Genomic DNA, 21,669 nt, shown 5'->3' with positions numbered 1-21,669 from the left:
TCAGTCCGCGACGAGGCGGTTTCCGCGGCCTTCGTGCTCGCGCTGGCGCCGGACCACGTAGGTGCCCGGCGCGCAGCCCGTGCCCCCGTGCTCGGGATGCAGCAGGTAGACCACGGATGACGCCTCGAACATGGCGATGGCCAGCGAGTCGAGGTCGTTCACGTCCCTCGTCCACCGGCAGGCGCCCGGCTCGGCGACGAGCGTGTGCGGGTTGCCGCCCGCCTCGCCGCGCAGCAGCTCGACGCCCTCGGGAGGCACGTCGTGCCACTGCGCGATGGCCCACGGCCGGACCGACCGGCCGACGACGGCGAGCGGGATGACGATCAGGTCGCCCTGGGCCTGGAGCCCGTCGACGACGGGGATGCGCACCGACTGCTCAAGGTGGTCGAGCACGGCGAAACCGGTCTGCTGGGAGAGGGAAGCGAGAGTCACAGTCATGGGAATCACCTCAGGTTCTGCGAAGGAGGAGGGAGTACTGCTCGGCGGACAGCCCGTAGGTCCAGCCGGCGGCTTCGACCGGGTCTTCGAGGAAGCCGGGGACGGTCAGCCCGTAGCGCCGGCGGCGGCCGTCGCGTTCGAGCGAGCCGTTGACCGCGAGCAACACCCGCGTCCCCTGGCGTACGTCGTAGAGCCGCAGCTCGGAGCCGGGATTGCCGGGGTCGGGGGCGGTCGCCACGAGCGTCAGCTCGGCTTGCCGGATGTAGGAGGACCAGCCGATGTGCTCGATCGCGCACCGCCTGACCTCCACGTTGGCCTCGGTGGCGATCCGATGGACGCTCGGATCGCTGATCACCCAGGACGGCACCCGCGTGCCGTGCCAGGAGTGCAGATCCCACCCGTCGGCGTAGCGCACCGCGGGGCCGTCCGCGCAGTGCAGCCGCACCTCGCCGTCCTCGCCCGCGATCTCGGTACGCAGGGCGACGGGCCGCTCGGAGAGCACGCACACGCCGGTGCCCGGCCACCACCAGCCGGACGACCTGGCCAGGGTGGCCCACAGGTCGAGCCGGCGCTCCTGCTCCTCGGTGAAGACCACGCCGGCGGCCCGGCGCAGGGCGTCGTAGTGGGCGATCCAGGAGACGCACTGAGTCGCGTACCAGTTGTCGCGGGTCCGTACCCAGGAGTCGTGCGCCGCGGTGAGCGCGGGGTGGAGCGAGCTGGTGACGGAACGGGTCAGCGAGGCGCGGACCTTCTGGCGGATCATCTGGTCGGCCGGCTGCTGGACCCAGCGGACCCGCTGATCGAGCCCGCGGCACAGCTCACGCATGAGCGCGGAGAGCCGGCCGGGCACCGGCCACTCGGAGATCCGGTCGGCGGACACCCAGGCGCGTTCTCCCGGCGGAGCGGTCAGCAGGGCCGCGACCGGCGACGACACCCAGTGGAAACGCGGTGGGGAGAGCCCGATCAGCCCGTAGAGCCCGGAGACGGCGGCCTCTGCGGCCGGACGGTCGGCGGGCAGCGTCGACAGCGCCGAGCCCAGCCATTCTTCGCGGATTGTGGCAGCTTCCCGCTGCAGGGAAACGCTCACCGGATGGGGGTGGCGTGGTCCTTTCGCACGATCATGTCCCAGATGGTGACATGCCGGACGGGCCCATGTCCACCACGCCCCTCATTCCGGCGGCCGCGGCCCGAGGGTGTAGGGCCCGGTGATCTCGGAGACGGGCGCCGGCGCGAGCCCGGCCGCGAGGAGCTGGGAGCGCAGCGTGATCACCGTGCGTTCCATGGCCCGGATCTGCGCCTGGAGCTGGCGGATCTGGTCCCGCATCGCGGTGGCGCCGCTCTGCTCGGTGACCAGGTCGGAGCTGACCTGGTTGGCTTGGGTCTGCACCCGGGCGACCTGCCTCTCCATCTGGTTGAGCGCGTCCTCGTAGATCGTCTTGGCGCGGACGAAGGCGTCCGCGTCGACTTTGGAACGTTCTAGCTCGGCCTGACGCTCGGCCTGCAGCACCGCCGTCTGCTGGGTCTTCTTGTTGGCGTCGGTGGCCGAGCGGAAGGCGAGATAGGCCACGCCGATCGGGACGATGCCGACCCCGAGCTGGAGGAGTATCTCAGTCAAGCCCGACATCGCTGCCTCCCGTCGGCCGGATCACTCCGGTGTAGGTGACGCCCTCGTCTGTGTGCCAGGCGTTGACGGTCAGCGCGATGGCGAACTCCGTTCCGTCCCGGTGCAGGCCGACCAGCGGCATGAGCCGCCCGGCCAGCTCGGAACTGCCGGAGGTGCGTACGCGGGTCAGCGCCTCGGAGTGCTGGTCGCGGAACCGGACCGGCATGAGGCTCGTCAGCGGCTGCCCGACCACCTCGTTGGTGGACCACCCGAACAGCGAGGCCGCCTGCGGATTCCAGGACAGGATGCAGCCCGCCTCGTCGGCCACGATCACGGCCGCGGACCCGCCGGGCAGGCGCTGCACCACGACGGCCTCGGGCCAGGTGGCGATCAGCGCGATCCAGCTGCCGAACGCCAGCCACACCGCCGCCCCGACCCAGCCGCGCGGGTTGGCGCCGGTGAAGGTCGAGACGAGGTAGAGCAGGCCGTACAGCAGGAAGAGCGCCGTGGCGGCGGCGAAGGCGACGCGATCGGAGCGGACGAAGACCTGGACCAGGCACAGCAGGCCCGTGGCACACCAGACCAGTGCCCAGGCGATCAGGGGTGCGACGGAGGCCAGCACGGCGTAGCCGGGGGCGGACCGTTGCTCGGGAGTGGCGAAGGCCAGGGAGGCGGCTATCGCCTGACTCAGCAGGCCGATGAAGGCGAGGGAAGCACCGCGGCGCCCGACGCGATGCAGAATGCGGGTGATGGCGCGGCTGGGGGTACGGCGAAGAGGGGGCGCACCGACAACGTCTCCATTACTCACGGTGGTTAGATTAATGCATTTAGTTATGATCGGTTGGGGTTATGCCGGTCGATTCTGCGAGGGATTCTGCGCCCGCTGCCGGTGCCGGCGCTTCACGTCGCCGGGCCCGCGCGGCACAATGGGCCCATGCCGAGCTTCGAACGGCTCACCATCGAGGAAGCCCGCACCCTCACCCGCGACGAGCTCCTGCCCCGGATCGAGGCGGAGCAGCAGTATTGGTATCAGCGGATTCACCGCTGCAGGATGCGACCCGGTGATGACGAGGCGTTCAAAACCTTCAACCAGATCCTGCACGTCGCTGCGGATCCCGTCCGGCTGCTCTGGGACACCGATCCGTTCCTCGAAGGCACTTCCACGAACTCGGATTATTGGCAGAAACCGCTCGGCGAACTCGGCGAGCTCTGAATCCCTCGCTTTTCGCTGGCGTAGTGCGAAATTTCCAATTGATTCGGACTGATCGGACGGCTCGGCGACGCGGTCAGAGCCAGCCTGCCTCGGTGGCGATGCGGACCGCGTCCGACCTTGTCCGGGCGTTCAGTTTGGTCACGGCGGAGGCGAGGTAGTTGCGCACGGTGCCGTAGCTGAGATTCAGGTCCTTGGCGATGCCCCGGGGCGCGACGCCGGCGCCGGTCAGGCGCAGGACGTCGGCCTCGCGTTCGGTCAGCGGGCTGGCCGGGACGTCGAGCGCGGCGTAGGCGAGGTGCTGGTCGATCACCCGGCCGCCGGCCGCGACCTCGCGGATGGCGCTCACCAGGTCCTGTGGACGGGCGTCCTTGAGCATGAAGCCGGACACGTGCGCCGCGACCCCGCGCCGCAGGTTGCCCGGCCTGCCCAGCGCGGTGAGGATCAGCACGCGGCAGTCCGGCAGCCGTTCGTGCAGGTCGGCCGCGGCGGCCAGGCCGTCGAGGGCGGGCAGGTCGATGTCGAGCACGGCGACGTCCGGCCGGTGGGCGAGCGCGGCGGGTGCGATCGCGTCGCCGGCGTCCACCTCTGCCACGACCTCTATGTCCTCCTCATAGCCGAGCAGGGCGACCAGCGCCTCCCGAAGTATCCGGACATCCTCCGCTATGAGCACTCGAATCACGATTCGCATACTAAGCGTGGTAAACAACGCAGGTGACGCTGGAGGGAAGCGGGCGGACGCCGCTCAGGCCGTCCACGGGCTGGGCGCTTGTGCTCGGTTACGTCGCCCTGCTCGTCCCGACGCGCTTCACGATCGTCGTCGCCATGGCGAACGCGCGGGGACAGTCCGCGCCGCTCATCCTCGGGAGCTGCCTGGGCCTCATCGTGGCCGTCGCCGCCCTGTTCGCGCTGGTGGCCCGCGGCTCGCGGCGCGCCGTCCGTCCCCTCCTCGGTGTCGCGACCTTCGGCCCGTACCTGCTCTTTCCCCTGCTGTGGGGGCCCCTCGCGGGGCCGCTGGCCGCCGCCATGCCGCTGAGCGTGGCGGGTCCTGCGGGGTGGCTGCTGTTCGGCGGGGTGCTGCTGGCCGACACCGCCGTGGGGGCCGTGCTGCACGGCCCCGCCCTCGCCACGGTGGCCAGTTTCGCCATCGTCGACATGAACGTGGGGCTCACCCTGTTCGCCCTGGTACGGCTGGCCGTGCTGCTCACCGAGATCCAGTCGGCCAACCGGCAGTTCGCCGAGCTGGAGGCGGCGAACGAGCGCCTGCGCGCGGCCGGCGACCTGCGCGCGGCCATCGGCGACCGGCTCGCCCGCATCCTGCGGACGTCCCGCCGCCGGCCGCTCACCCCGGCCGTGCTCGCCGGCGTCGCGGAGATCTCCCGGGAGGCGGCCGCGGCGGCCAGGAGGGTCGCCGGGGTTGGCGGCGAGCCGCTCATCGAGAGCCGGACCGGCGATCCGCCGGACCGGTCGGGAAGGCTCTCGCGCTGGGCCCTCACGGCGATGACCGTCAACATCGCCGTCATCGTGCTCAACAACGTCGCGGGCGGCACCACGACTCCGCGCCACTGGACCGTCGCCGCCGTGACCGCGGTCCTGGCCGTGGCGTTCCAGCTCTACCACGGCGTCCCCAGGGCTTCTGCGCCTTCGGCCTGGCGCTGGACGCTGCCGCTGCACATCCTCCTCGTCGGCGCCGCCGCTCTCTACGTGGGCGACGGCAGCCTGGCGGCGCTGTTCGGCCTGGCCGTGGCCAACACCCTCGTGTGGCTGCCCACGCGCTGGTCGGTGCCGGTCGTGGCGGTCGCCGCCGTCGCCGCCGGCTCCCTGATGAGGCTTTATCCGGACGTGGGCGGCTACCAGCTCTACCAGATCGCCTCGACGTTCGGCATCTCCGTCGGGGTGTTCGCCTTCAACCGGTTCCCCGAGGCGGCCGGACACCTGCGCGACCTGCGCGGCCAGATCGCCACGAGCGCCGTGGCGGCCGAACGGCTCCGGGTGGCCAGAGACGTGCACGACCTGCTCGGCATCACCCTGTCGGCCATCACCCTCAAGGCCGAGCTGGCCCTGCGCGCGATCGGCGACGACCCGGGCAAGGCGGCGCGCCTGCTGGAGGACGTACGCCCGCTGGCCGTGCGGGGCCTGGCCGACGTGCGCTCGATCACCTCCGGCGGCCCCGAGCTGAGCCTCGGCGAGGAGATCGAGTCCGCCCGCGCGCTGCTGGGCTCCGCCGGCGTCGAGGTCCAGGTGCACGCCCCCGGCGTGGAGCCCTTCCCGGTGCTGGCCACGGTCCTGCGCGAGGCCGCCACCAACGTCGTCAGGCACTCGGCCGCACGCCGGTGCACCATCGAGGTGGGGACGGACGCCCACGAGGTACGGCTGCGCGTCGCCAACGACGGTGTGCCGCCGGCCGTGCCGGGAGCCGGCGGCAGCGGGCTGGCGAGCCTGGCGGCCAGGGTCGAGGCCGCGGGCGGCACGTTCACGGCGGGCGACGAGGGGGACGGCACGTTCGCCCTCGTCGCCGTGGTGCCCCGTCAGAGGCCGGCGAAGAAGGCCCGGACGTCCTCCGCGTAGACGTCGGGCGCCACGTGGGCCGCGTAGTGCCCGCCGGTCTCGTACGTGTGCCACTGCACGATGTTCTTGTGGTCGCGCTCCGCGAAGCGCCGGATGGACTGGAAGTCGCCCTTGGCCGAGGCGAGCCCGATCGGCGTCGTGGTGGGCTCGGCCGGAGGCGGCGTGGCCTTGGCGTTCTCGTAGTAGAAGCGGATCGCGGAGCCTGCCGTGCCGGTGAGCCAGTAGAGCGCGACGTTGGTCAGCACGAAGTCGTCGTCGAGGTCGAGGTCGAACAGCTGGGCCTGCCAGCCCAGCAACCCGACCGGCGAGTCGGCGAGCGCGTGGGCCAGCGTCTGCGGCTGCTGCGAGTGCAGGGTGTTGAAGGCGCCCATCTCCTCCCAGAACCACTGCAGCACTCCCATCGCGGCCTGCTCCTCCTCGGTCAGGTCCGCGAGCTCCGCGGGGTCGCCGGAGGGGAAGGAGAAGATCTGCGTGACGTGCACGCCCACCACGTTGGGCGTGGCGACGCGGCCGATCTCCGGCGAGACCATCGAACCGCCGTCGTTGCCGACCGCGCCGTAGCGCTCGTATCCGAGGCGGGCCATCAGCTCCGCCCAGGCCCTGGCGGTACGGACGGTGCCCCAGCCGCTCTCCGTGGTCGGCCCGGAGAAGCCGAAGCCGGGCAGCGACGGGATGACGAGGTGGAAGTCCTTCGACAGCGGCTCGATGACGTCGAGGAACTCCACGAACGATCCCGGCCAGCCGTGGGTGAGGATCAGCGGCAGCGCGTCCTGCTTGGGGGAGCGTACATGGAAGAAGTGGATCCGCTGCCCGTCGATGTCGGTGGTGAACTGCGGATAGGCGTTGAACCGGGCCTCCCAGGCGCGCCAGTCGTAGCCGTTGCGCCAGTGGTCGGCCAGCCGCCGGACCCGCTTGACGCTCACGCCGTAGGCGTCGGGCACGTCATCGGTGAAACGGGCCAGATCCAGCCGCGTCTGCAGGTCGTCCAGGTCCGCCTGAGGGATCTCGATACGGAAGGGAGTGATGTCGGAAGTCATGCCTCCATCTTTGGGAGAGGTGGTCCGCGCCGGTAGTTCGCCGTGCACCGGTCCCTTGTGCAGAATGCACTACGTGGGCTGGCTGGTCCGCCAGCGTGTCTGTTTGACGCGGTTCCCGCACAGCTGCATCGAGCACCAGCGGCCCGTCCGGGATCGGGACTGGTCGTAGAAGGCCCACTGGCAACTGTCGTTGGCGCACGCTTTCAGGCGGGCCCACGTCCCGTCGGCCAGTGCTGCGGCTGTCGCGCCGACGACCCTGCTGATCAGGGAGTTCATGCCGGCACCGCCTTGGTCGGCGAGGACGACGCCGCCGGGTGTGAACGTGATGCCGGTGCCGGATCTTCGGGCGGCCTCGGTGAGGAGCGCGGCGGTGGACTCGGGCAGCGGCAGCCGATCGTGATTGGCGAGCAGGGCCTGGCGGAGGGATTCGCGCAGGGTGATCGCCCATGCGAGCGCTTCTTCGTCCGTCGTGCCGTGGATGCCGCGCTCACCCGCCCACTCGGCCCATGAGGCGGGGTCGGCGAAACGGTCGGTGCCTGCGTCGATGTCACGGGTGTTCACGAATGCGCGAACGAGCTCCAGCGCTCCGGGCGCCGGCGTGACCAGCGGGGCCGGCTCTGTGTCAGGCATACCACATTGTAACCCTTGTTGCGTTGATGGAGGTTACTTGACTAACCTTCAAATCTATGACGACAGTTACTTCGTGGTGGGGCCGGTTCCGTTATGTGTGGGTTGCTGGTGCGTTGTCCGGGCTCGGGGCTGAGATCGGCGAGCTCGCGCTGCCGTCGCTGGCCCTGATCACCCTCGGGGCGACGGCCGCGGAGGCGTCATGGGTCAGGGCCGCGATGCTCGCGCCGTTCCTCCTGGTCACGTTGTGGTTCGGCGTCATCGTGGATCGCCGGGCGCGCAGGCCGCTGATGATCGGGGCCGACCTCGTACGGGGAGCGGTGCTCGTCCTGGTCTGCCTCCTCGCGCTGGGAGGGTGGCTGACGATCCCGCTGCTGATCGCGGCGACGGCCGTGCTCGGGACCATGACCGTCCTCTACCAGCTGGCCGATTTCGCCTTCCTGCCGCAGATCGTCCCTGAGCGGCACCTCATCGGCGCGAACGCCAAGATCACCGCGACGCAGTCCGCCATCCAGATCGCGGGGTCCGGCGTCGGGGGAGCGCTGGTGCAGGTGCTCACCGCGCCGATCGCCGTCGTGATGAACGCGCTCGGCTACCTCTTGTCAGGGTTGCTCATCAGCCGCGTACGACTGCCGGAGCCCCGGCCTGGCGCAGCGGAGCTCAGGCCTGGCGCAGTGGAGCCCTGGCCTGGCGCAGTGGAGCTCAGGCCTGGCGCAGTGGAGCTCAGGCCTGGCGCACCGGTGCGGCGCTCGGCGATCGCGGAGGCGAAGACCGGCCTGAGCCTGCTGCTCCGGCATCCGATCCTTCGCGCGCTCGCCGCCGAGGCCGCACTCTGGAACTTCGGCAACGAGATCTTCATGCTGGCCCTCGCGGTCCACGTCCTCGGCGACGCGGCGGCCGGGCCGATGATCCTGGGCCTCATCGTGACCTGCGGGGGAGTGGGCGCCTTCGTCGGCAGCGTGTCCAGTGCCCGGCTGACGGCGCGCTACGGGTACGGCCGCTCCCTGCTGGTCAGCCTCGTACTCGGCAACACCGCCCCGCTGCTCGGCGTGCTCGGCGCGGCGCTGGTCCCCGCCGGGGCGTTCCCGTTCCTGAGCGCCGCCTTCCTGATCTCGGGGATCGGCATCGGAGTGGCGAACTCGCAGTCGACCAGCATCCGCCAGATCGCCGTCACCGAGGAGGTGCGGGGCCGCGTGAACGCCGGCTACCGGCTCGCCTCCTGGGGCGCGCTGTCGATCGGCGCCCTGGTCGGCGGCGTACTCACCACGATCCTCGGCCCGGTCGCCGCGGCGCTCGCCGGAACGGCGGTGATGGCACTCGCGTCACTGCCCGTGGCGCTCTCCCCGGCCCGGCACGTCCGCACGATCGAGGAGGTCGCCCCCCGAAGCCCTCTCCTGACCGGCCGGCCGTCGTAGGCTGATCCCCTACATGACGGACAGGAGGCTGAGGTGGCCGACGCGACGCTGACCGAGACGACGGTGGCCGAGGTGATGGGCGAGCTGGCCGCACTCGAAGACCCGAAGATACGCGCGGTGAACGAGAAGCACGGTGACGATCACGGTGTGAACCTCGGCAAGCTGCGCGCGCTCGCGAAGCGGCTGAAGACGCAGCAAGAGCTCGCGCGCCGGCTCTGGGAGACGGACGACACCGCGGCGAGACTGCTGGCACTCCTGATCTGCCGCCCGAAGGCGTTCGAGCGTGACGAGCTGGACGTCATGCTGCGCGAGGCGGGCACACCCAAGGTGCACGACTGGCTCGTGAACTACGTGGTGAAGAAGAGCCTGCACGCCGAGGAGCTGCGCCTGACCTGGTTCGCCGATCCGGATCCCGTGGTCGCGAGCGCCGGCTGGGCCCTGACCACCGAACACGTGGCGAAACGGCCCGAGGCCCTCGACCTCGTCGCGCTGCTCGACACCATCGAGGCGGAGATGAAGGACGCCCCGGACCGCCTGCAGTGGGCGATGAACCACTGCCTGGCGCAGATCGGCATCGAGCATGCCGAGCACCGCGCCCGCGCCATCGGCATCGGTGAGCGCCTGAAGGTGCTTGAGGACTACCCGACTCCGCCGGGCTGCACGTCTCCGTTCGCACCCATCTGGATCAATGAGATGGTGCGCCGCCAGCACGACAAGTAGCCGGGCCCTCCCGCCTCTCAGGGAAAGCGCGGGGACGTGGCGACAAGGAGCTCCCGTAGGATCTCGCGGCCGTTCACGCTGACCACCACCTCATCCCCTCGTATCTCGTACAGGTAGGAGCCGTTGCGAGCCAGCAAGCCCGCCGCGGTCTCCTGCGCGCGCATGAGCAGCCCCGTACCGTCCCGGCCGACGTACTGGCCGTAGTAGTACAGCTCTCCGGTCGCGGTGCGGCAGATGACGATGTGCTTGTCGCCCGCGTCGTAGGCGGCCACCAGGTCGGCGCCGCCGTCCGGGATGAGCCTGGCCACCCCGCCCGGGCAGGCGACGGCCTGGACGACCGGCGTCGTGACGACGGGAGGGCCGGACCGCGGTGCGCTCGACGGCGCCCGCGCCCTGACGCCGGCCAGCAGCCCGAGCATCAGGACGAGGGCGCAGAGGAAGGCCACGATGAGTACGGCGATCACGCACCCGGCGAAGCCGCTGGTGGAGGACGAGCGGTAGGCAGGCGGTGGCATCGGGCGCGGCAGGAACGGCGGAGGCATCACCGGCAGCGGCATCACCGGCGGAGGCGGCGGAGGCATCACCGGTAGGGGCGGTGGGGCGAAGAACAGGGCCGGTGGTGGTTCCGTGGCGGTGCGGCGTACGGTGTCGCAGCACCGGCACGAGGTGTCGGCGGTCGCGTTCCACACGTCGCACAGTGAGCACCGCCAGGTCGTCGTCACACCGTTCACAGGCTGTTCGCTATCGTGTCGATGATCTCGTCCAGCTCCAGCTCCGCAAGTCCCTGGCCGGCGACGGAGGGGAAGTGCAGGGTCATGTTCCACTCCTCGGTGATCTCGGTCCACGGATAGGCGTCGGGCGCGAAGAGGACGAGCCGCTTGGCCGCGTTCTCCATGACAGCCGTCTGGCTCTTCGCGTACCCCCACTGCTCGAACAGCCCGTCCAGGTCGCGCGGGATGCCCTGCGGATATGTGTGCGCGGTGACGGCCTGCGGCGCGCGCAGCGGGTGGGCGGGGGCGTCGGTGAACATCACGATGACGTGACGCCGGCGATCCAGGCCGCGTTCCCAGTCGGCGTTGATGGCCAGGGCGAGCGCCTCCAGCCCGGATTCCGGCACGTCGCCCCCGCCCGTCGCGTGCAGCTCGCGGACGAACCGGTCGAAGTCGGCCGCCCGCTCCGGGAACACCAGGAATTCGGTCTCCTCGATCGCGTCCTCGGCGAAGTCGCCGAAGTCCCTGAACGCGATCACCTTGAGCCGCAGCCGGCTGATCTCCTTGCCCTTGCCGCCCATCACGAGGCTGAGCCGCTCGTGGAAGGTGAGGGCGCTCTTCTTGACCGTGTCCAGCACCGGGGCCATGCTCTCGGTCACGTCGACGCAGAGCACGATGTCCACCGCGTACCGCAGGTTGCCCCGATACTCGTGGTCGCTCGTCATGGTTGTCTCTCCTTCGTTGGCCTGCTCATCCGCACTCGTGATCCCGGCGACGTCAGGTAGGGGGCGCGCACCTCGCAGGTCGCCGGGTCCCGCAGCGCCGCCAGGAACCTTCCGGTGCCAGGACGGACGTCGGGCGACCACGCCGTCATGGCCGCGAGGAGCCCCCGCATCGGGGCGCTCAGCCGCTCGTCGATGCGCAGCTCGGCGCCGTCGTTGAGGGCGTCGGCGGGCGACGCGTACCGGTCACCGAACCCCGGCAGCGCGCCCGTCAGATAGTGGTGCGCCATCAGCCCGAGCGAGAAGACGTCGGCCTGGGTCGTCAGCGACTCGGGCGGCACGTCCGCGTCGCCGCGCACATAACGACGCCACTCGGGAGCCCCGTACACCAGGTCGCCCGCGATGTCCTCCCGGTCGGGCGGCCGGCCGGACGCGTAGGCGTCGTCGAAGTCGATGAGCTTGGCGGTGTGGTACGCGCCCGCCCCGCTCTGCCCGACCAGCACGTTGCCCGGCTTCAGGTCGCCGTGCACGACGCCGATGCCGTGCAGGAGCCCGACGCTGAGCCCCAGCGTCCGCAGCAGCACGGCCTTCTGCAACGGTGTGAGCGCGCGCGGCGGTGGCGTGCGGGCGGCGTGGATCCGCTCGGTGACCTTGTAGTACGTGGTGCCGTCGTGGAAGAAGTCGAGGGCGAGCACCAGGTTGCCGCCGCCGACGGCGTCCGGCCGCAGGAGCCCCATGATGGTCCGGTGCCGTCGTTCGAACTCCTCGCACGCCTCCAGCCGTAGCCGCACGCTCCTGGGGCTCGCCGTGGAGCCCTCCTTCGGGCGTTTGGGATCCAGGAACCGCTTGATGAAGTAGTCGCGCCCGTACCGCTGCGCGAAGGCCCATATGCAGCGTCCGCCGCCGCTGTTGGTCGGCTCGCTGACGATGCGGTACCCCCTGATGACGTCGCCCGCCCTCATAGCGGCTCCGCCGGTGGCGGCATGAGCCGTTCGTAGTCCGGCCGGTACTCGTCCCAGGTGCGCGTCCGCCACCGCCCGGCGGCCCTCTCCTCCGCCGGCCGGTCACCCGCCCCGTAGTGCGCCTCGACCTGTCGGGCCCGCTGGGCGAAGCCCGACCGGAGCCGGTCGAAGTCCGCGTACCCCAAGGCCACGAGGCTGAGCGAGGCGTCGTCGCCCGTGTAGCCCGACACGTGCCGCGCCAGCCGCTCGGCCCACTCGCGCGTGTCCCGCGCCTCCTGCATGGTGCTCAGCAGGTGGCACTCGAAGTGCGCGGGCGTGTCCACGTACCCGTGGAAGCCGTCCGTGGCGCAGACGAGGACGCTCGGCAGCGGCAGGAGCAGCACCTGCGCGTCGATCGTGAACTCCTGGTCGGCGCAGATCACGTTCGTCATCGGCGGATCGCGTACCAGCTGCTCCAGGCCGTCCGTTTCGTCGGTGTGATCCCTGGTCAGCGCCTGCAGCCCCTGATGGGGGCTCAGGACGTAGGCCCGGGAGTCGCCCGCCCACAGGACGCGGCACTCCGCCTGGTCGCCGGTGAGCCGGTAGCGTACGGCGGCCATGGTCGTCGGGAGCCACCGGCGCATGCTGCTGACGATCTTGCTGGGACGTGGCGGCGGAACGGCTCCCAGCAGCTCCACCAGTCGCGTACGCAACGACTCCGGGGCGAGCCCGCCCAGGAACCACGACGCGACACCGAGCCTGGCCAGCCGGGCGCCCACCCAGGCTCCGCTGCGCGTCGTACCGTCGCTCAGCTCGCACGCCGCCCCCGCGCCCGAACCGCCCAGCCCGTCGAACACGCCGAGGATCCCTTCGGCCGCCGGTACGCGGTGCGCGAACAGCGGCTCGGCGTCCTCGCCGCCTCCGCGTGAGCGCTCCGTCCACACCCCGAGCGCCAGAACGTCGTCGTCGTCGTACCACCAGACCGTCCCGTCGCCCGGACCGGCGAGCACGCCTTCGACCAGCACGGTCGTCATTCGTCCGCGCCCTCGGCCCGCGTCCGCGGCAGCCCCCGGACCCGGCTGGGGACCCGCTCCGCGTCGGCCGCGAGCGAGCCGCGCAGGCGGCTGGAGCGGATCCCGCCGAACGGCGCAGCCGAGTCGCCGGTGATCCGGTCCCGCAAAGCCCGCTCGGCCTGCAGGAACTCCCACGGCTCGCGCTCCTCGCTGCGAGAGCCCTCCATCATCTTGTTCCACGCGGCGAGCAACTCGCCGCGCTCCTCCCGCTCCGCGCCCGCGATGATGTCGTACGCGGCCCGCGGGCCCTCGCGCTCCATGATCTCGGCGACCAGCCCCTCCGCGCCGTCCTTGCGCAGCATGCGCAAATGGCGCTCCCTGCGCATCTCGATGAGGCGGGTCTCGCGCTCGATCTCCCGGTACCTGCGCCCGCCCGCCAGCACCTCGTCGCCGTCCACGACCAGCTCGACGGTGATGTTGCGCAGCCGGATGGCGGAGTCGCCGGTGAAGACGCGTACCGACTCGCTCAGCGCGTCCTCGGCCAGGTGCAGCTCGCCGATGTCGTAGTTGCGCGAGACCTGGCGGAGCATGCGCTGCAGCGGCAGGTACAGGGCGGCGCTGACGTCCACGATGCCGCGCGCCACGATCTCGGCGGGGTCCGCGACCCGGCAGTTCAGCCGGACCAGGCTCGGGAAGCCGAAGGCCGGGTCCTGGCTGAGCAGCGGCATCCGCAGGACGAGCCGGTGCTCGGTGGTGTCCACCAGGAAGACGTGCCGGTAGGTCCCGTACCAGGCGTCCGGGATGGCCTCGCCGTTCCTGATCGTCAGCAGGTCACCTTTGCGCGGCGCCAGCACCAGCGCCGATCCCGGCGCGGGCGGGCGCAGAGGCATGCGCGGCAGGACGAGAGGCAGGCTCGTGCTCTTCGCGATCGGGTTGTAGGTGTACTCCTCCATGTCAGGTCCTTCCGTTGCCGTATGAGCGGACGTATGAGGGGCGGGCGAGGTCGGCGAGTACGCGGGCGGCGGGGTGGTCCGGGCGGCCGGCCGCGCGGGCCCATGCGCCGAGATGGTGGCGCAGCCGCTCGCAGTGCCGCTCCGAGCGGCCGGCCACGGCGAGCACGAGGCGGCGCGCGTCGCGGTAGGCCAGGTCGTCGCGGCCCGCGTGCTCGTCCAGGTAGTCGCGCAGCGTTTCGAGTGCCTGGTCCTGGGCGGGCTTGCGGTCCAGGGCCCGGGCCCAGAGCTCGGTCAGCGCGGGCCAGTGCCGCTCGGCCTCGGTCAGCAGCAGCGGCACGCCGGACGTACCCGCGCTCCCAGCAGGAAGGGCCGCGAGGAAGGCGAAGGCCGACAGCGCCTTCGCCACGATCTCCGCGGACGCACGCGGCTCCGACCAGGCCAGCAGCCCCGCCAGCACCTCACCGGCGCACCCACCCTCGACCAGGTGGAACAGGGCGCTGCCGACCGGCAGGAGCGTGCTCCAGTCGTCCTCGCGGTCCAGCAGCACGCGCAGTGCCTTGACCGCGCGTTCCGGCTGCGCCACGCCCAGGCTGCCGCTGAGCGTCGCGGCCGCCGTCATGCCGCGCCGGCGCTGCTCGGCCGTGTCCGCCTCCGCGACCCACGTCTCCAGCAGCACCCACACCGCCTCGGTGAGGTCGGGATGCCCGCCCGCCACGTCGAGCGCCGTCGCCGCGCTCTGCCGCACCACGAGCGACGGGTTCTCGGCCCACGACTTGAGGTAGCGGTGCAGGGCGTGAGAGTAGTCGCTCCAGGCGATGATCCCGGCGGCCACGGACAGCCGCGCCCGCACGTCGATGTCGGCATGCGTGACGAGCTGGCGCATCCACTTGACCAGCGCCGAACGCTGCCCGTCCAGGTAGGTCCATGCGAAGCCGAGCACCGCCTGCCGTACCAGCGGATTGTCGTACCGCACGCGCGGCGCCACGTCGCCGGGCGTCTCGCCCGTGCAGGGCGTGAGCTGCACCCACGGGTGCTCCGTCGCGATGTGCTCACGGAAGCGCAGGTCGAAAGGCGCTTCCACGGGCAGTTCCAGCCGCTCGTAGAGCGCCGCGGCGGCGTCCGACACCGTGAGGTAGGTGGCGCCGTCCAGCACCGCCGCCGCCAGCGCGAAGCTCACGGTCTCCGACGTCCGGTGCCGCGTGAACCACTCGTGAACGCGCCCGGTCGGGTCCCGCAGCTCCTGGACGCACGCCGTCAGGTCCGCGCCCTCGCGGATCGCGTCGCCCAGGCGCAGGGCCGTGCGCGGGCGGTGGTCCTCGCGCAACAGCTCGAACGCTCCCGCCTCGCCGAGCCGGCGGCGCAGCTCCACCGACTCCTCCGGCGAGGGATCGCGGCCGTGGACCCGCCGCTCGATGAGCCGTACCGCGTCCAGCGGGCCGAGGTCGGTCAGCACCTGCGCGGAACCACCCCCGGCCTGTACCAGCGCACCCCTGGGCGGCCCGGTCACCAGCACCAGGTAGCTCCCGTGCTCGTGCAGGCAGGCCGTCATGTCCTCGATCCACTGCTCGTCGATCAGGGACGGGTCCAGTCCCGTGGGAACGCCGTCATGGACGAGGTAGCCGCCGTCGCGCTCCGGCTTCCAGCTCATCTCGCGCAGCTCCGAGGCGTCGCGCACCTCGTAATAGGCGCCGTCCGGCTGGTCCCGCAGCACCGTGGCCAGCAGATTCCAGCTCGTGGCCTTCCTGCCGCCGGGCGGCAGAGCCAGGATCAGCAGCCGGTGCTCGGCGAGGATTCGTTGCGCGTCGCCGAAGCGCGGCAGCGGCACGTAGCCTTCCGTCCAGCGGGCCAGCTGCGGCGGCCGGATCTTCGTCTTGGGCCGCCTCGCGCGCCGCTCCTCGCCGCCGACGCTGAAGCCGCCGCCGAAGTCGACCTTGTCGTTGAACAGGGCCAGCGTGCCGATCCGCATGCCGTGCGAGTCGTCGTTGAGCCGCTCCATGACGCGAGCCGCGATGGCGGCCGCCCGTGCGGCCTCCGCCCGCTCCGGCTCGTCCTCGCCCTTGCCCCGAAGTGCCTGCAGCGCGTCCTGCTCGCTGAGCGGCCCGCCATCGTCTTTGTTCTTGTCTTTGTCCTTGTCCTGCTCGGGCTGTGGGGGCGGCTCCGCGCCCGCCGCCTCCGGGCTCTCCTTCTTGACGGGCGGCTCGTCGGTCTGCTGGCTCATGCGGTCACCCGTCCCTACGAGATGTTGAAGTCGCCCGAGAAGTGCACGGGCGCGTGGTAGACGCTGGCGTTCTTGATCAGCTCGGCGGAGATCGACGGACCGCCGGCCTTAGCCCGCGACGCCTGCTCCACCAGCAGCCGGGCGGCCTTCAGGAAGGTCTGGTCCCGGTCGAGGCAGGCCTCCAGCACGCGTCCGAACGCCGCGACGGCCACCATGTCGGCGGGGTCGGCCTCGACCTGCACGAGCGTGCGCTGCGCGTCCTCGTCACCGGCGAAGTGAAGGCGGACCAGCTCCAGCATCTCGACGGGCTGGCTCGTCCAGGACTCCCCTCTGACGGCCTCGGTGACAAGGCGGACGGCGTCTTTTCCGATCTCGGCTGATGACCGCATGATGGCTCCAGGAGGATTGACTTCGTAGGAATGAGCGGGCGGGGCGAGGGCGGGGTCCTGGCGCAGGATCCGTTGCTGCAGCTCCTGAACGGGAGCGCCGGGATCGTTCCCGTCGTCCAGCAGGGCGCGGCGGAGGTCGTCGTACGCGGTGAGCGCGTCGGAGGAGCGGCCCGCCCGGTGCAGCGCCAGCATCAGCAGCCGCGTCACGTCCTCGTCCAGCGGCCACGCGTCGGCGAGGTCCTGGAGCTCGGGCACGAGCTGTGTGTGCCGCCCGAGCCGCAGCTCGGCCTCCAGACATTGCAGGAGCGCTGCCCGATGCTCTCCCAGCAGCCGAGCCCGCGCGCCGGCCGCTCCCGGGCCGGGCAGCCTGTTGAGCGGCTCGCCCGGCAGCAGCCCGCCGCCCCACTGCCGCAGCGCCTTGCGCAGCAGGTGCACGGCCTGCGTGTCGTCCGCACGCAGCAGCGGCCGCGCCTCCGCGACGAGGTCGTGGAAGCGGTGCACGTCCACCTGCTCCCTGCCGGTTTTCGCCACATAACCGATCTCGTACGGCGGCAGCAGCGGCTTCCCCAGCCGCTGACGCAGGCCGCTGGCATATTGCGCGATGACCCTGCGGGCGCTTTTGATCGGGTCGTCGCCCCAGATCTTGTCGATGAGCTGCTCGATGGTGACCGGCCTGCCTTCGGCGAGCAGCAGCAGGGCCAGCATCAGGCGCTGCTGCCGATTCCCCAGTTGAACGGGCTGGTCCCCTTCGCGCGCCTGCATGCCGTTCAGCAGGTGAAACTGCATGGCCACTTCCCTCCACAATTGGAGAATTCCTATGACGGGCCTATGTCCGGCCTTACACCCACTCGCTTACCTGACCTCGTAACGCGCCATTCGATTCTTTATCCAGAGGGACGCACAAGGGCTTCCCGAAGACAAAGGAGAAAGAAATGAACGAGGCCAAGGGCAACAAGTCGCCGGGCATCGCGTGGTACAAGGCCACCTTCAGCGACCACGGTGGCGGCTGCGTCGAGGTGGCTATCGACCGTAATCGGGTCGCCGTACGTGACTCCAAGGACCCGTGCGGGCCCGTGCTCCACTTCAGCGCCGCGGAGTGGAACGCCTTCCTCTCCGGCGTGTACGCCGGAGAATTCGACCTGGCCTGATTCCAGGTTCACCTGGCCTGGAAAAGGCCGCTCCTAGGAGAGGCGCCGCGGCCCGCGGACCGCGGCGCCCTCCCCGGCCTCGGGGAGGGCCCCCGTCGGGCGCGCCCCAGGGCCGGTCGGACGTCCATGGCGGGTCATCGGGCCATGGCACGAATGTCGGCGCCCAGCCGCGCGAGAAACTCCCGCGCCGCATCGCCGTAAAGAGCCATCTCGCCGAGCAGCGACCATTGCCGCCGGTACGTCGCCACGTCCTCGGCGCCGCGCACGATCAACCTCATATGCGTGACCTCTACTTCCACGAAACTGTCTCCCGTGCTGCTGTCACTTTCGTAGAGCGTGAATCCGTGCGGGGGGCACACGGCCGATTCCGCGTCCTGGGGAATCACCCCGACCCTGACGTTCTCCAGCGTGCTCAGCGTCGCGACGCGGTCGAGCTGCGCCAGCAGCAGCCGCACCGGTCCCGGCCGGACCCGCAGCGCCGCCTCCGTGAGGATGAATTCGAACTTCCTGCTCTCGTCGTACAGCGCGAGCTGACGTTGCAGCCGCGCCGCGACGACCATGGGCAGGTCGCCCTCCGAGTAGGGCGGGTCGAACAGCGAGAAGACACGGCGGGCGTATTCGGCGGTCTGCAGCAGGCCTGGAACGATCGCCGGCTGGAAGACCCGGAGCAGTTGCGCCTGGTCCTCCTGGTCACGGATGTCGTCCTGGAGGTGCGTCTGCTGCTGCAGGGCCGCGCGCCAGGTGTGCATCTCGGTGAACGCGGCCTCCGTCAGGTCGGTGAGCAACTCCCGGGTCTGAGCCGGCGCCTCCACCGCCTCGCTCCAGGCCGTGACCTCCGGCAGAGAAGGGATCACGCTGCCGGACTCGATCCGGGAGACCTTGGACTGGCTGATGCCGATGCGGCGAGCGAGGTCCCGCCCTGAGATGCCGGCGAGGTCGCGCAGGCGCCGGAGCTCTGTCGCCAGCCGCTGCCGCCTGGTGCGGTGCCTCCCCGCTTCAGCCGCGAGGTCGTCCATGGGTCCCCGATCCGGTGGAGCTGGTTCATCTGATTCATTGTCTGAGTCGTTTTGATTCATGTCTATGCGTCACGTTGTCGCACTCAACCATGACCGGCCATGCGGGTCAAGTCTCCCATAACGCCTCGGTATGGCTCCCTGTAGGAGCTTCCGGAGAGTCGGTGATTTATTCTGATTCGCACACTTTCCGACCTTGGTGAGGCCTGTTGGGCACCGTGGGGTTTGTGTGGCTTGTGGGTGGGCCGGGCTCGATCATGCGTTGGTTACGCTCCGCATGTCCACTGTTTCCGAACGTATCCGGATGACTCCGGAGGGGTCGGGGTGGCCGTTCGGAGTCATCCGAGCGCTGCGCACTTTCGTCGCTCAGTTCGTGACCGCGTGCCGTACGACGGCTCCGGAGGAGCAGATCGAGCCGCCGTCGCGGGAGTATCTGCTCCGCGTCTTCGGCAGGAGCGGCATCCGGGTGCTGTTCGCGAGCGACGTACGCGATCCTCGCCACCGCATGCGCCTGGCCATGTTCTTCTACCGCCTCGCGGGCGACGGCGGGCACGTCGAGGGGCGAACCTCAGTGAACAAGCGCGCGTTGCTGCTGTCGGCCCCTGGAAACGACGAAGGGAGCCCCTTGTAATCAAGGAACTCCCTGGTCAAACTGTGCGCGGCCGACAGGAGTTGAACCCGTAACCTTCTGATCCGTAGTGAGAACACAATCATCTAGGACCGTCCGAACCCGTCTTCCAGGCCTGCTCGGCCAGGCTCTGTGAGGTCTCTCAATCCATGATCGTCCATAGCCGTGCAGACCTGTGGTTAGCATCCGCGTTAGCAAGACCACGCAAATGATGTCGGGTCAGGTCTGCGGCTGAGCGCGCTTCGCCCGGTCGCGCACCACTGCGGCGCCCAGCAAGCGGTCATAAAGAACCCGGCCATCTTGATCGAGGAGTATCCACAGCCCGCCCACGAGGAGACACCACAACCCGACGTCGGGGACGAAGGCGAGCAGAGGGAAGACCAGCACGCGGAGCGCGGTCCTGCCCGCGCCCAGCCGTCCGCCCGTCCGCGCGGCGATGATCCGAATGCCCAGCAGTCGCTTGCCCAGCGTTCGCCCCCACAGAGCGTGCTGCACCCAGGAGTAAAGGAACAACCCGGCCAAGATGGCCAATTCCGCGGGCCTCGGGCTGCTCCGGAACACGTACGCGTCGGCCCGCTCCAGAAGTCCAGCTCCCATATGGACTTTGAAGCCGACGTCGATCAAGGGCCAGGCCGCCCCCACGACAGCGCTGAGGACCGCAACAACGATCAGATAGTCGACCAGGGCCGCCACCGGCCGACGCCACACCATCCCGGCCTGTGATTCCTCCGACTCGTCCCCGGTGACGGACCGCATCACCCGCGACGCGGCGAACACCAGCACTGCGGCCACCACGAGACACAGCTGAGTGATCCCCCACCCGCCGGCCGCCTCCCTGAACCAGCCGGCGCTGAACAGAGAGATCGCCTCACCGCAGCCTCTCCGATAGCTGGACAACGAAGCGAGAGGTTCGATGACCGCAATCAGGACGAGGAGCCCCACCACCCGTCGGCCTATCACCCCAGGATCCCTACGGCCGAGACACGCGAGGAGCCCGAGAAGGACCACGAGAGCCGGAAACGCCCACCCCTCCGTGGTCTCCATGACCGCTTGGAGATCACGGCGCAGCGGAGCAAGCGGTGACAGCGTCGTTCCACCGTTGAACAGGCACACGAGCCCATAGATATCCCCAGAGGCTCCGATGGTCTCCTCACGATCGAGTGGCTCGCGCCCCAGTTCCCAGGTCGGCAAGACGGCGACGGCCGCACCCGCCACCCACACCAACAGTGCTGATCGCGATAACCGGGAGCACTGCGGCACGATGATCCTTTCGTCCTGGGAGCGTCACCCTACGATGCCCGGCACGCAGGACAGACCCGATGGCAAGATCTGGCACCGCACCAGGCGCTGAATCTAGCTGATGCCCTCGTAGATCTGGGTGATCTCCGATGCCATAGCACGCCACCTGGGAAACCGACTCGATCATGTAGCTGAGCAGGGATTACGCTTGCGAGCACTTCGCATTACTTGTCGCTGGTTCCGGTGCTCCCACGGAACAGCAACGGAACAGAGTAGGAGATCGCTTCATGGCGATTCACGAGAAGGGCTCAGGACTCACCGAGGTCGACAGCATCACCCACCGCTGGCACGTCCAAGCCCACCTACTCCCGAGGAAACAGTTGGGAGCCAATGACCTTAAGTGCTGCGGTCGCGACATTCACGCAAGATCAGCACGATCCACCCGTGAAACCCCGAGGTAAGACTCCAGTGCCTGCTTGATGACCTCGTACGGCGTGCAGGCGAGCTGTCGCGCGTGCTCATGGAGCCATGCTTCCAAGTCGAGAGGGAGGTACTTCGACCGGTTGTCGAGGTTCTCCAGCTTGGTAACCCAGCGGCAGTTGTCGGGCGAGTAGCCGAGATCATTGTCGATTCGGTCGAGCTCCTTGCCTTCGACATAGCCGTGCCTCATTGCCCAGTCCCGGAACTTCTCGAAGCTGTTGACCCACTCCGTGCAGACCGTGATCCCCCGTCCGGAGTAACGATGAGCTCCCCTGATGTTGGGGTTGGAGCAGCGCTGCTTCATAGCGGACCAGGCCCGGTAGAGCGGCGTCTCAGACTCACCGTGGGTGCGGCGCCTGGCCCGTCGGCTCTCGGCGTCGAGGCATCCGCAGCTTCGCGTGTTGCTGCTGCGCACGCTGCCCCATCGAAGCTCCTTTCGAGTCCGGTCATGGCAGGAGCATTCGACCAGGACCCAGCGCTCGTTCCCTCGCGCGAAGAGCGCCGGTCGGAGGTCCAGGACCTCCACGACCGTCAGGCGACCAGAGGTGAACCCGACCCTGGCACCACGGCCAGGGGGCGGAAACATCTCACTCCCGC

23 protein-coding genes are annotated in these 21,669 nt (G+C 70.0%); 6 read left to right on the top strand and 17 right to left on the bottom strand.

Annotated elements, in window-relative coordinates; all coding sequences use genetic code 11:
- The 4 genes from ABEA43_RS28960 to ABEA43_RS28945 all read right to left on the bottom strand — a co-directional run bounded on the left by ABEA43_RS28960 (position 1) and on the right by ABEA43_RS28945 (position 2,849).
- On the bottom strand, positions 1–438 hold the full coding sequence (locus tag ABEA43_RS28960) for a hypothetical protein (RefSeq protein ID WP_345566667.1): 438 nt from the start codon (positions 436–438) through the stop codon (positions 1–3).
- A 10-nt stretch (positions 439–448) separates the two neighbouring features.
- The gene (locus tag ABEA43_RS28955) at positions 449–1,525 is read right to left on the bottom strand and encodes a DUF6745 domain-containing protein (protein ID WP_345566666.1); all 1,077 of its coding nucleotides are present in this window, start codon (positions 1,523–1,525) and stop codon (positions 449–451) included.
- An 81-nt stretch (positions 1,526–1,606) separates the two neighbouring features.
- On the bottom strand, positions 1,607–2,053 hold the full coding sequence (locus tag ABEA43_RS28950) for a hypothetical protein (RefSeq protein ID WP_345566665.1): 447 nt from the start codon (positions 2,051–2,053) through the stop codon (positions 1,607–1,609).
- Positions 2,046–2,849 (bottom strand): PAS domain S-box protein, encoded by an 804-nt coding sequence (locus tag ABEA43_RS28945; protein WP_345566664.1) that lies wholly within the window; start codon positions 2,847–2,849, stop codon positions 2,046–2,048. Before ABEA43_RS28945 ends, ABEA43_RS28950 begins: the two co-directional genes overlap by 8 nt.
- A 126-nt stretch (positions 2,850–2,975) precedes the next feature.
- Here ABEA43_RS28945 and ABEA43_RS28940 point away from each other — a divergent pair, with 126 nt between their 5' ends.
- Positions 2,976–3,254 carry a hypothetical protein gene (locus ABEA43_RS28940; RefSeq protein WP_345566662.1) on the top strand — a complete coding sequence of 93 codons (279 nt, stop codon included), beginning with the start codon at positions 2,976–2,978 and terminating at the stop codon, positions 3,252–3,254.
- A 73-nt stretch (positions 3,255–3,327) separates the two neighbouring features.
- On the opposite strand, the gene ABEA43_RS28935 is transcribed toward ABEA43_RS28940, so the two are convergent.
- Complete coding sequence (locus ABEA43_RS28935; protein WP_345566661.1) at positions 3,328–3,933, bottom strand: response regulator transcription factor; 606 nt, start codon at positions 3,931–3,933, stop codon at positions 3,328–3,330.
- A 32-nt stretch (positions 3,934–3,965) separates the two neighbouring features.
- On the opposite strand from ABEA43_RS28935, the gene ABEA43_RS28930 reads away from it, so the two are divergent.
- A complete protein-coding gene (locus ABEA43_RS28930; protein WP_345566659.1) occupies positions 3,966–5,819 on the top strand; it encodes a sensor histidine kinase in 1,854 nt (617 codons plus the stop codon).
- On the opposite strand, the gene ABEA43_RS28925 is transcribed toward ABEA43_RS28930, so the two are convergent.
- Both ABEA43_RS28925 and ABEA43_RS28920 read right to left on the bottom strand, forming a co-directional pair.
- Positions 5,780–6,856, bottom strand: coding sequence for an epoxide hydrolase family protein (locus ABEA43_RS28925; protein WP_345566658.1), 1,077 nt, complete (start codon positions 6,854–6,856; stop codon positions 5,780–5,782). The two genes, ABEA43_RS28930 and ABEA43_RS28925, sit on opposite strands and share 40 nt — an antisense overlap.
- A gap of 69 nt (positions 6,857–6,925) precedes the next feature.
- On the bottom strand, positions 6,926–7,486 hold the full coding sequence (locus ABEA43_RS28920) for a CGNR zinc finger domain-containing protein (protein WP_345566657.1): 561 nt from the start codon (positions 7,484–7,486) through the stop codon (positions 6,926–6,928).
- A gap of 56 nt (positions 7,487–7,542) precedes the next feature.
- On the opposite strand from ABEA43_RS28920, the gene ABEA43_RS28915 reads away from it, so the two are divergent.
- Together ABEA43_RS28915 and ABEA43_RS28910 are read left to right on the top strand one after the other, a co-directional pair.
- A complete protein-coding gene (locus ABEA43_RS28915) occupies positions 7,543–8,898 on the top strand; it encodes an MFS transporter (protein ID WP_345566655.1) in 1,356 nt (451 codons plus the stop codon).
- A 75-nt stretch (positions 8,899–8,973) separates the two neighbouring features.
- Positions 8,974–9,618, top strand: a complete 645-nt coding sequence (locus ABEA43_RS28910) for a DNA alkylation repair protein (RefSeq protein WP_345566822.1) — start codon at positions 8,974–8,976, stop codon at positions 9,616–9,618.
- 17 nt (positions 9,619–9,635) lie between these two features.
- On the opposite strand, the gene ABEA43_RS28905 is transcribed toward ABEA43_RS28910, so the two are convergent.
- The 7 genes from ABEA43_RS28905 to ABEA43_RS28875 are packed head-to-tail and all read right to left on the bottom strand — an operon-like array spanning position 9,636 to position 17,350.
- Complete coding sequence (locus ABEA43_RS28905) at positions 9,636–10,349, bottom strand: hypothetical protein (protein WP_345566653.1); 714 nt, start codon at positions 10,347–10,349, stop codon at positions 9,636–9,638.
- Entirely contained in the window at positions 10,346–11,053 is a 708-nt protein-coding gene (locus tag ABEA43_RS28900; RefSeq protein WP_345566651.1) for a vWA domain-containing protein, read from the bottom strand. Before ABEA43_RS28900 ends, ABEA43_RS28905 begins: the two co-directional genes overlap by 4 nt.
- Positions 11,050–12,012 (bottom strand): protein kinase domain-containing protein, encoded by a 963-nt coding sequence (locus ABEA43_RS28895; RefSeq protein WP_345566649.1) that lies wholly within the window; start codon positions 12,010–12,012, stop codon positions 11,050–11,052. The genes ABEA43_RS28900 and ABEA43_RS28895 overlap by 4 nt, the downstream gene beginning before the upstream one ends.
- Positions 12,009–13,025 (bottom strand): hypothetical protein, encoded by a 1,017-nt coding sequence (locus ABEA43_RS28890; RefSeq protein WP_345566647.1) that lies wholly within the window; start codon positions 13,023–13,025, stop codon positions 12,009–12,011. The genes ABEA43_RS28895 and ABEA43_RS28890 overlap by 4 nt, the downstream gene beginning before the upstream one ends.
- The gene (locus ABEA43_RS28885; protein WP_345566645.1) at positions 13,022–13,957 is read right to left on the bottom strand and encodes a hypothetical protein; all 936 of its coding nucleotides are present in this window, start codon (positions 13,955–13,957) and stop codon (positions 13,022–13,024) included. The genes ABEA43_RS28890 and ABEA43_RS28885 overlap by 4 nt, the downstream gene beginning before the upstream one ends.
- A 1-nt stretch (position 13,958) precedes the next feature.
- Positions 13,959–16,175, bottom strand: coding sequence for a hypothetical protein (locus ABEA43_RS28880; protein ID WP_345566644.1), 2,217 nt, complete (start codon positions 16,173–16,175; stop codon positions 13,959–13,961).
- A gap of 14 nt (positions 16,176–16,189) precedes the next feature.
- Positions 16,190–17,350, bottom strand: a complete 1,161-nt coding sequence (locus ABEA43_RS28875; protein WP_345566642.1) for an AfsR/SARP family transcriptional regulator — start codon at positions 17,348–17,350, stop codon at positions 16,190–16,192.
- A gap of 146 nt (positions 17,351–17,496) precedes the next feature.
- Here ABEA43_RS28875 and ABEA43_RS28870 point away from each other — a divergent pair, with 146 nt between their 5' ends.
- Positions 17,497–17,712, top strand: a complete 216-nt coding sequence (locus ABEA43_RS28870; RefSeq protein ID WP_345566640.1) for a DUF397 domain-containing protein — start codon at positions 17,497–17,499, stop codon at positions 17,710–17,712.
- A gap of 134 nt (positions 17,713–17,846) precedes the next feature.
- On the opposite strand, the gene ABEA43_RS28865 is transcribed toward ABEA43_RS28870, so the two are convergent.
- Entirely contained in the window at positions 17,847–18,728 is an 882-nt protein-coding gene (locus ABEA43_RS28865; RefSeq protein ID WP_345566639.1) for a helix-turn-helix domain-containing protein, read from the bottom strand.
- 301 nt (positions 18,729–19,029) lie between these two features.
- On the opposite strand from ABEA43_RS28865, the gene ABEA43_RS28860 reads away from it, so the two are divergent.
- Positions 19,030–19,356 carry a hypothetical protein gene (locus ABEA43_RS28860; protein ID WP_345566638.1) on the top strand — a complete coding sequence of 109 codons (327 nt, stop codon included), beginning with the start codon at positions 19,030–19,032 and terminating at the stop codon, positions 19,354–19,356.
- Positions 19,357–19,572: 216 nt separating this feature from the next.
- Here ABEA43_RS28860 and ABEA43_RS28855 read toward each other — a convergent pair whose 3' ends face one another.
- Both ABEA43_RS28855 and ABEA43_RS28850 read right to left on the bottom strand, forming a co-directional pair.
- Positions 19,573–20,568 (bottom strand): RDD family protein, encoded by a 996-nt coding sequence (locus ABEA43_RS28855; RefSeq protein WP_345566637.1) that lies wholly within the window; start codon positions 20,566–20,568, stop codon positions 19,573–19,575.
- 442 nt (positions 20,569–21,010) lie between these two features.
- The gene (locus tag ABEA43_RS28850) at positions 21,011–21,487 is read right to left on the bottom strand and encodes a hypothetical protein (RefSeq protein ID WP_345566635.1); all 477 of its coding nucleotides are present in this window, start codon (positions 21,485–21,487) and stop codon (positions 21,011–21,013) included.
- Between the last annotated feature and the right edge of the window lie 182 nt (positions 21,488–21,669).

Origin of the sequence: Nonomuraea rosea, from assembly GCF_039539705.1 — a bacterium.
In the GTDB taxonomy this organism is placed as follows: domain Bacteria; phylum Actinomycetota; class Actinomycetes; order Streptosporangiales; family Streptosporangiaceae; genus Nonomuraea; species Nonomuraea rosea.
This window is presented reverse-complemented; position numbering and strand designations above follow the sequence as displayed.

What these genes read in the sequence shown, in the direction of transcription:
- ABEA43_RS28865 (WP_345566639.1), bottom strand. Translation starts at nt 18,728, where the DNA reads ATGGACGACCTCGCGGCTGAAGCGGGGAGGCACCGCACCAGGCGGCAG.
- ABEA43_RS28880 (WP_345566644.1), bottom strand. Translation starts at nt 16,175, where the DNA reads ATGAGCCAGCAGACCGACGAGCCGCCCGTCAAGAAGGAGAGCCCGGAG.
- ABEA43_RS28925 (WP_345566658.1), bottom strand. Translation starts at nt 6,856, where the DNA reads ATGACTTCCGACATCACTCCCTTCCGTATCGAGATCCCTCAGGCGGAC.
- ABEA43_RS28960 (WP_345566667.1), bottom strand. Translation starts at nt 438, where the DNA reads ATGACTGTGACTCTCGCTTCCCTCTCCCAGCAGACCGGTTTCGCCGTG.
- ABEA43_RS28890 (WP_345566647.1), bottom strand. Translation starts at nt 13,025, where the DNA reads ATGACGACCGTGCTGGTCGAAGGCGTGCTCGCCGGTCCGGGCGACGGG.
- ABEA43_RS28910 (WP_345566822.1), top strand. Translation starts at nt 8,974, where the DNA reads ATGGGCGAGCTGGCCGCACTCGAAGACCCGAAGATACGCGCGGTGAAC.
- ABEA43_RS28900 (WP_345566651.1), bottom strand. Translation starts at nt 11,053, where the DNA reads ATGACGAGCGACCACGAGTATCGGGGCAACCTGCGGTACGCGGTGGAC.
- ABEA43_RS28870 (WP_345566640.1), top strand. Translation starts at nt 17,497, where the DNA reads ATGAACGAGGCCAAGGGCAACAAGTCGCCGGGCATCGCGTGGTACAAG.
- ABEA43_RS28940 (WP_345566662.1), top strand. Translation starts at nt 2,976, where the DNA reads ATGCCGAGCTTCGAACGGCTCACCATCGAGGAAGCCCGCACCCTCACC.
- ABEA43_RS28915 (WP_345566655.1), top strand. Translation starts at nt 7,543, where the DNA reads ATGACGACAGTTACTTCGTGGTGGGGCCGGTTCCGTTATGTGTGGGTT.
- ABEA43_RS28920 (WP_345566657.1), bottom strand. Translation starts at nt 7,486, where the DNA reads ATGCCTGACACAGAGCCGGCCCCGCTGGTCACGCCGGCGCCCGGAGCG.
- ABEA43_RS28885 (WP_345566645.1), bottom strand. Translation starts at nt 13,957, where the DNA reads ATGGAGGAGTACACCTACAACCCGATCGCGAAGAGCACGAGCCTGCCT.
- ABEA43_RS28895 (WP_345566649.1), bottom strand. Translation starts at nt 12,012, where the DNA reads ATGAGGGCGGGCGACGTCATCAGGGGGTACCGCATCGTCAGCGAGCCG.
- ABEA43_RS28875 (WP_345566642.1), bottom strand. Translation starts at nt 17,350, where the DNA reads ATGCAGTTTCACCTGCTGAACGGCATGCAGGCGCGCGAAGGGGACCAG.
- ABEA43_RS28860 (WP_345566638.1), top strand. Translation starts at nt 19,030, where the DNA reads ATGACTCCGGAGGGGTCGGGGTGGCCGTTCGGAGTCATCCGAGCGCTG.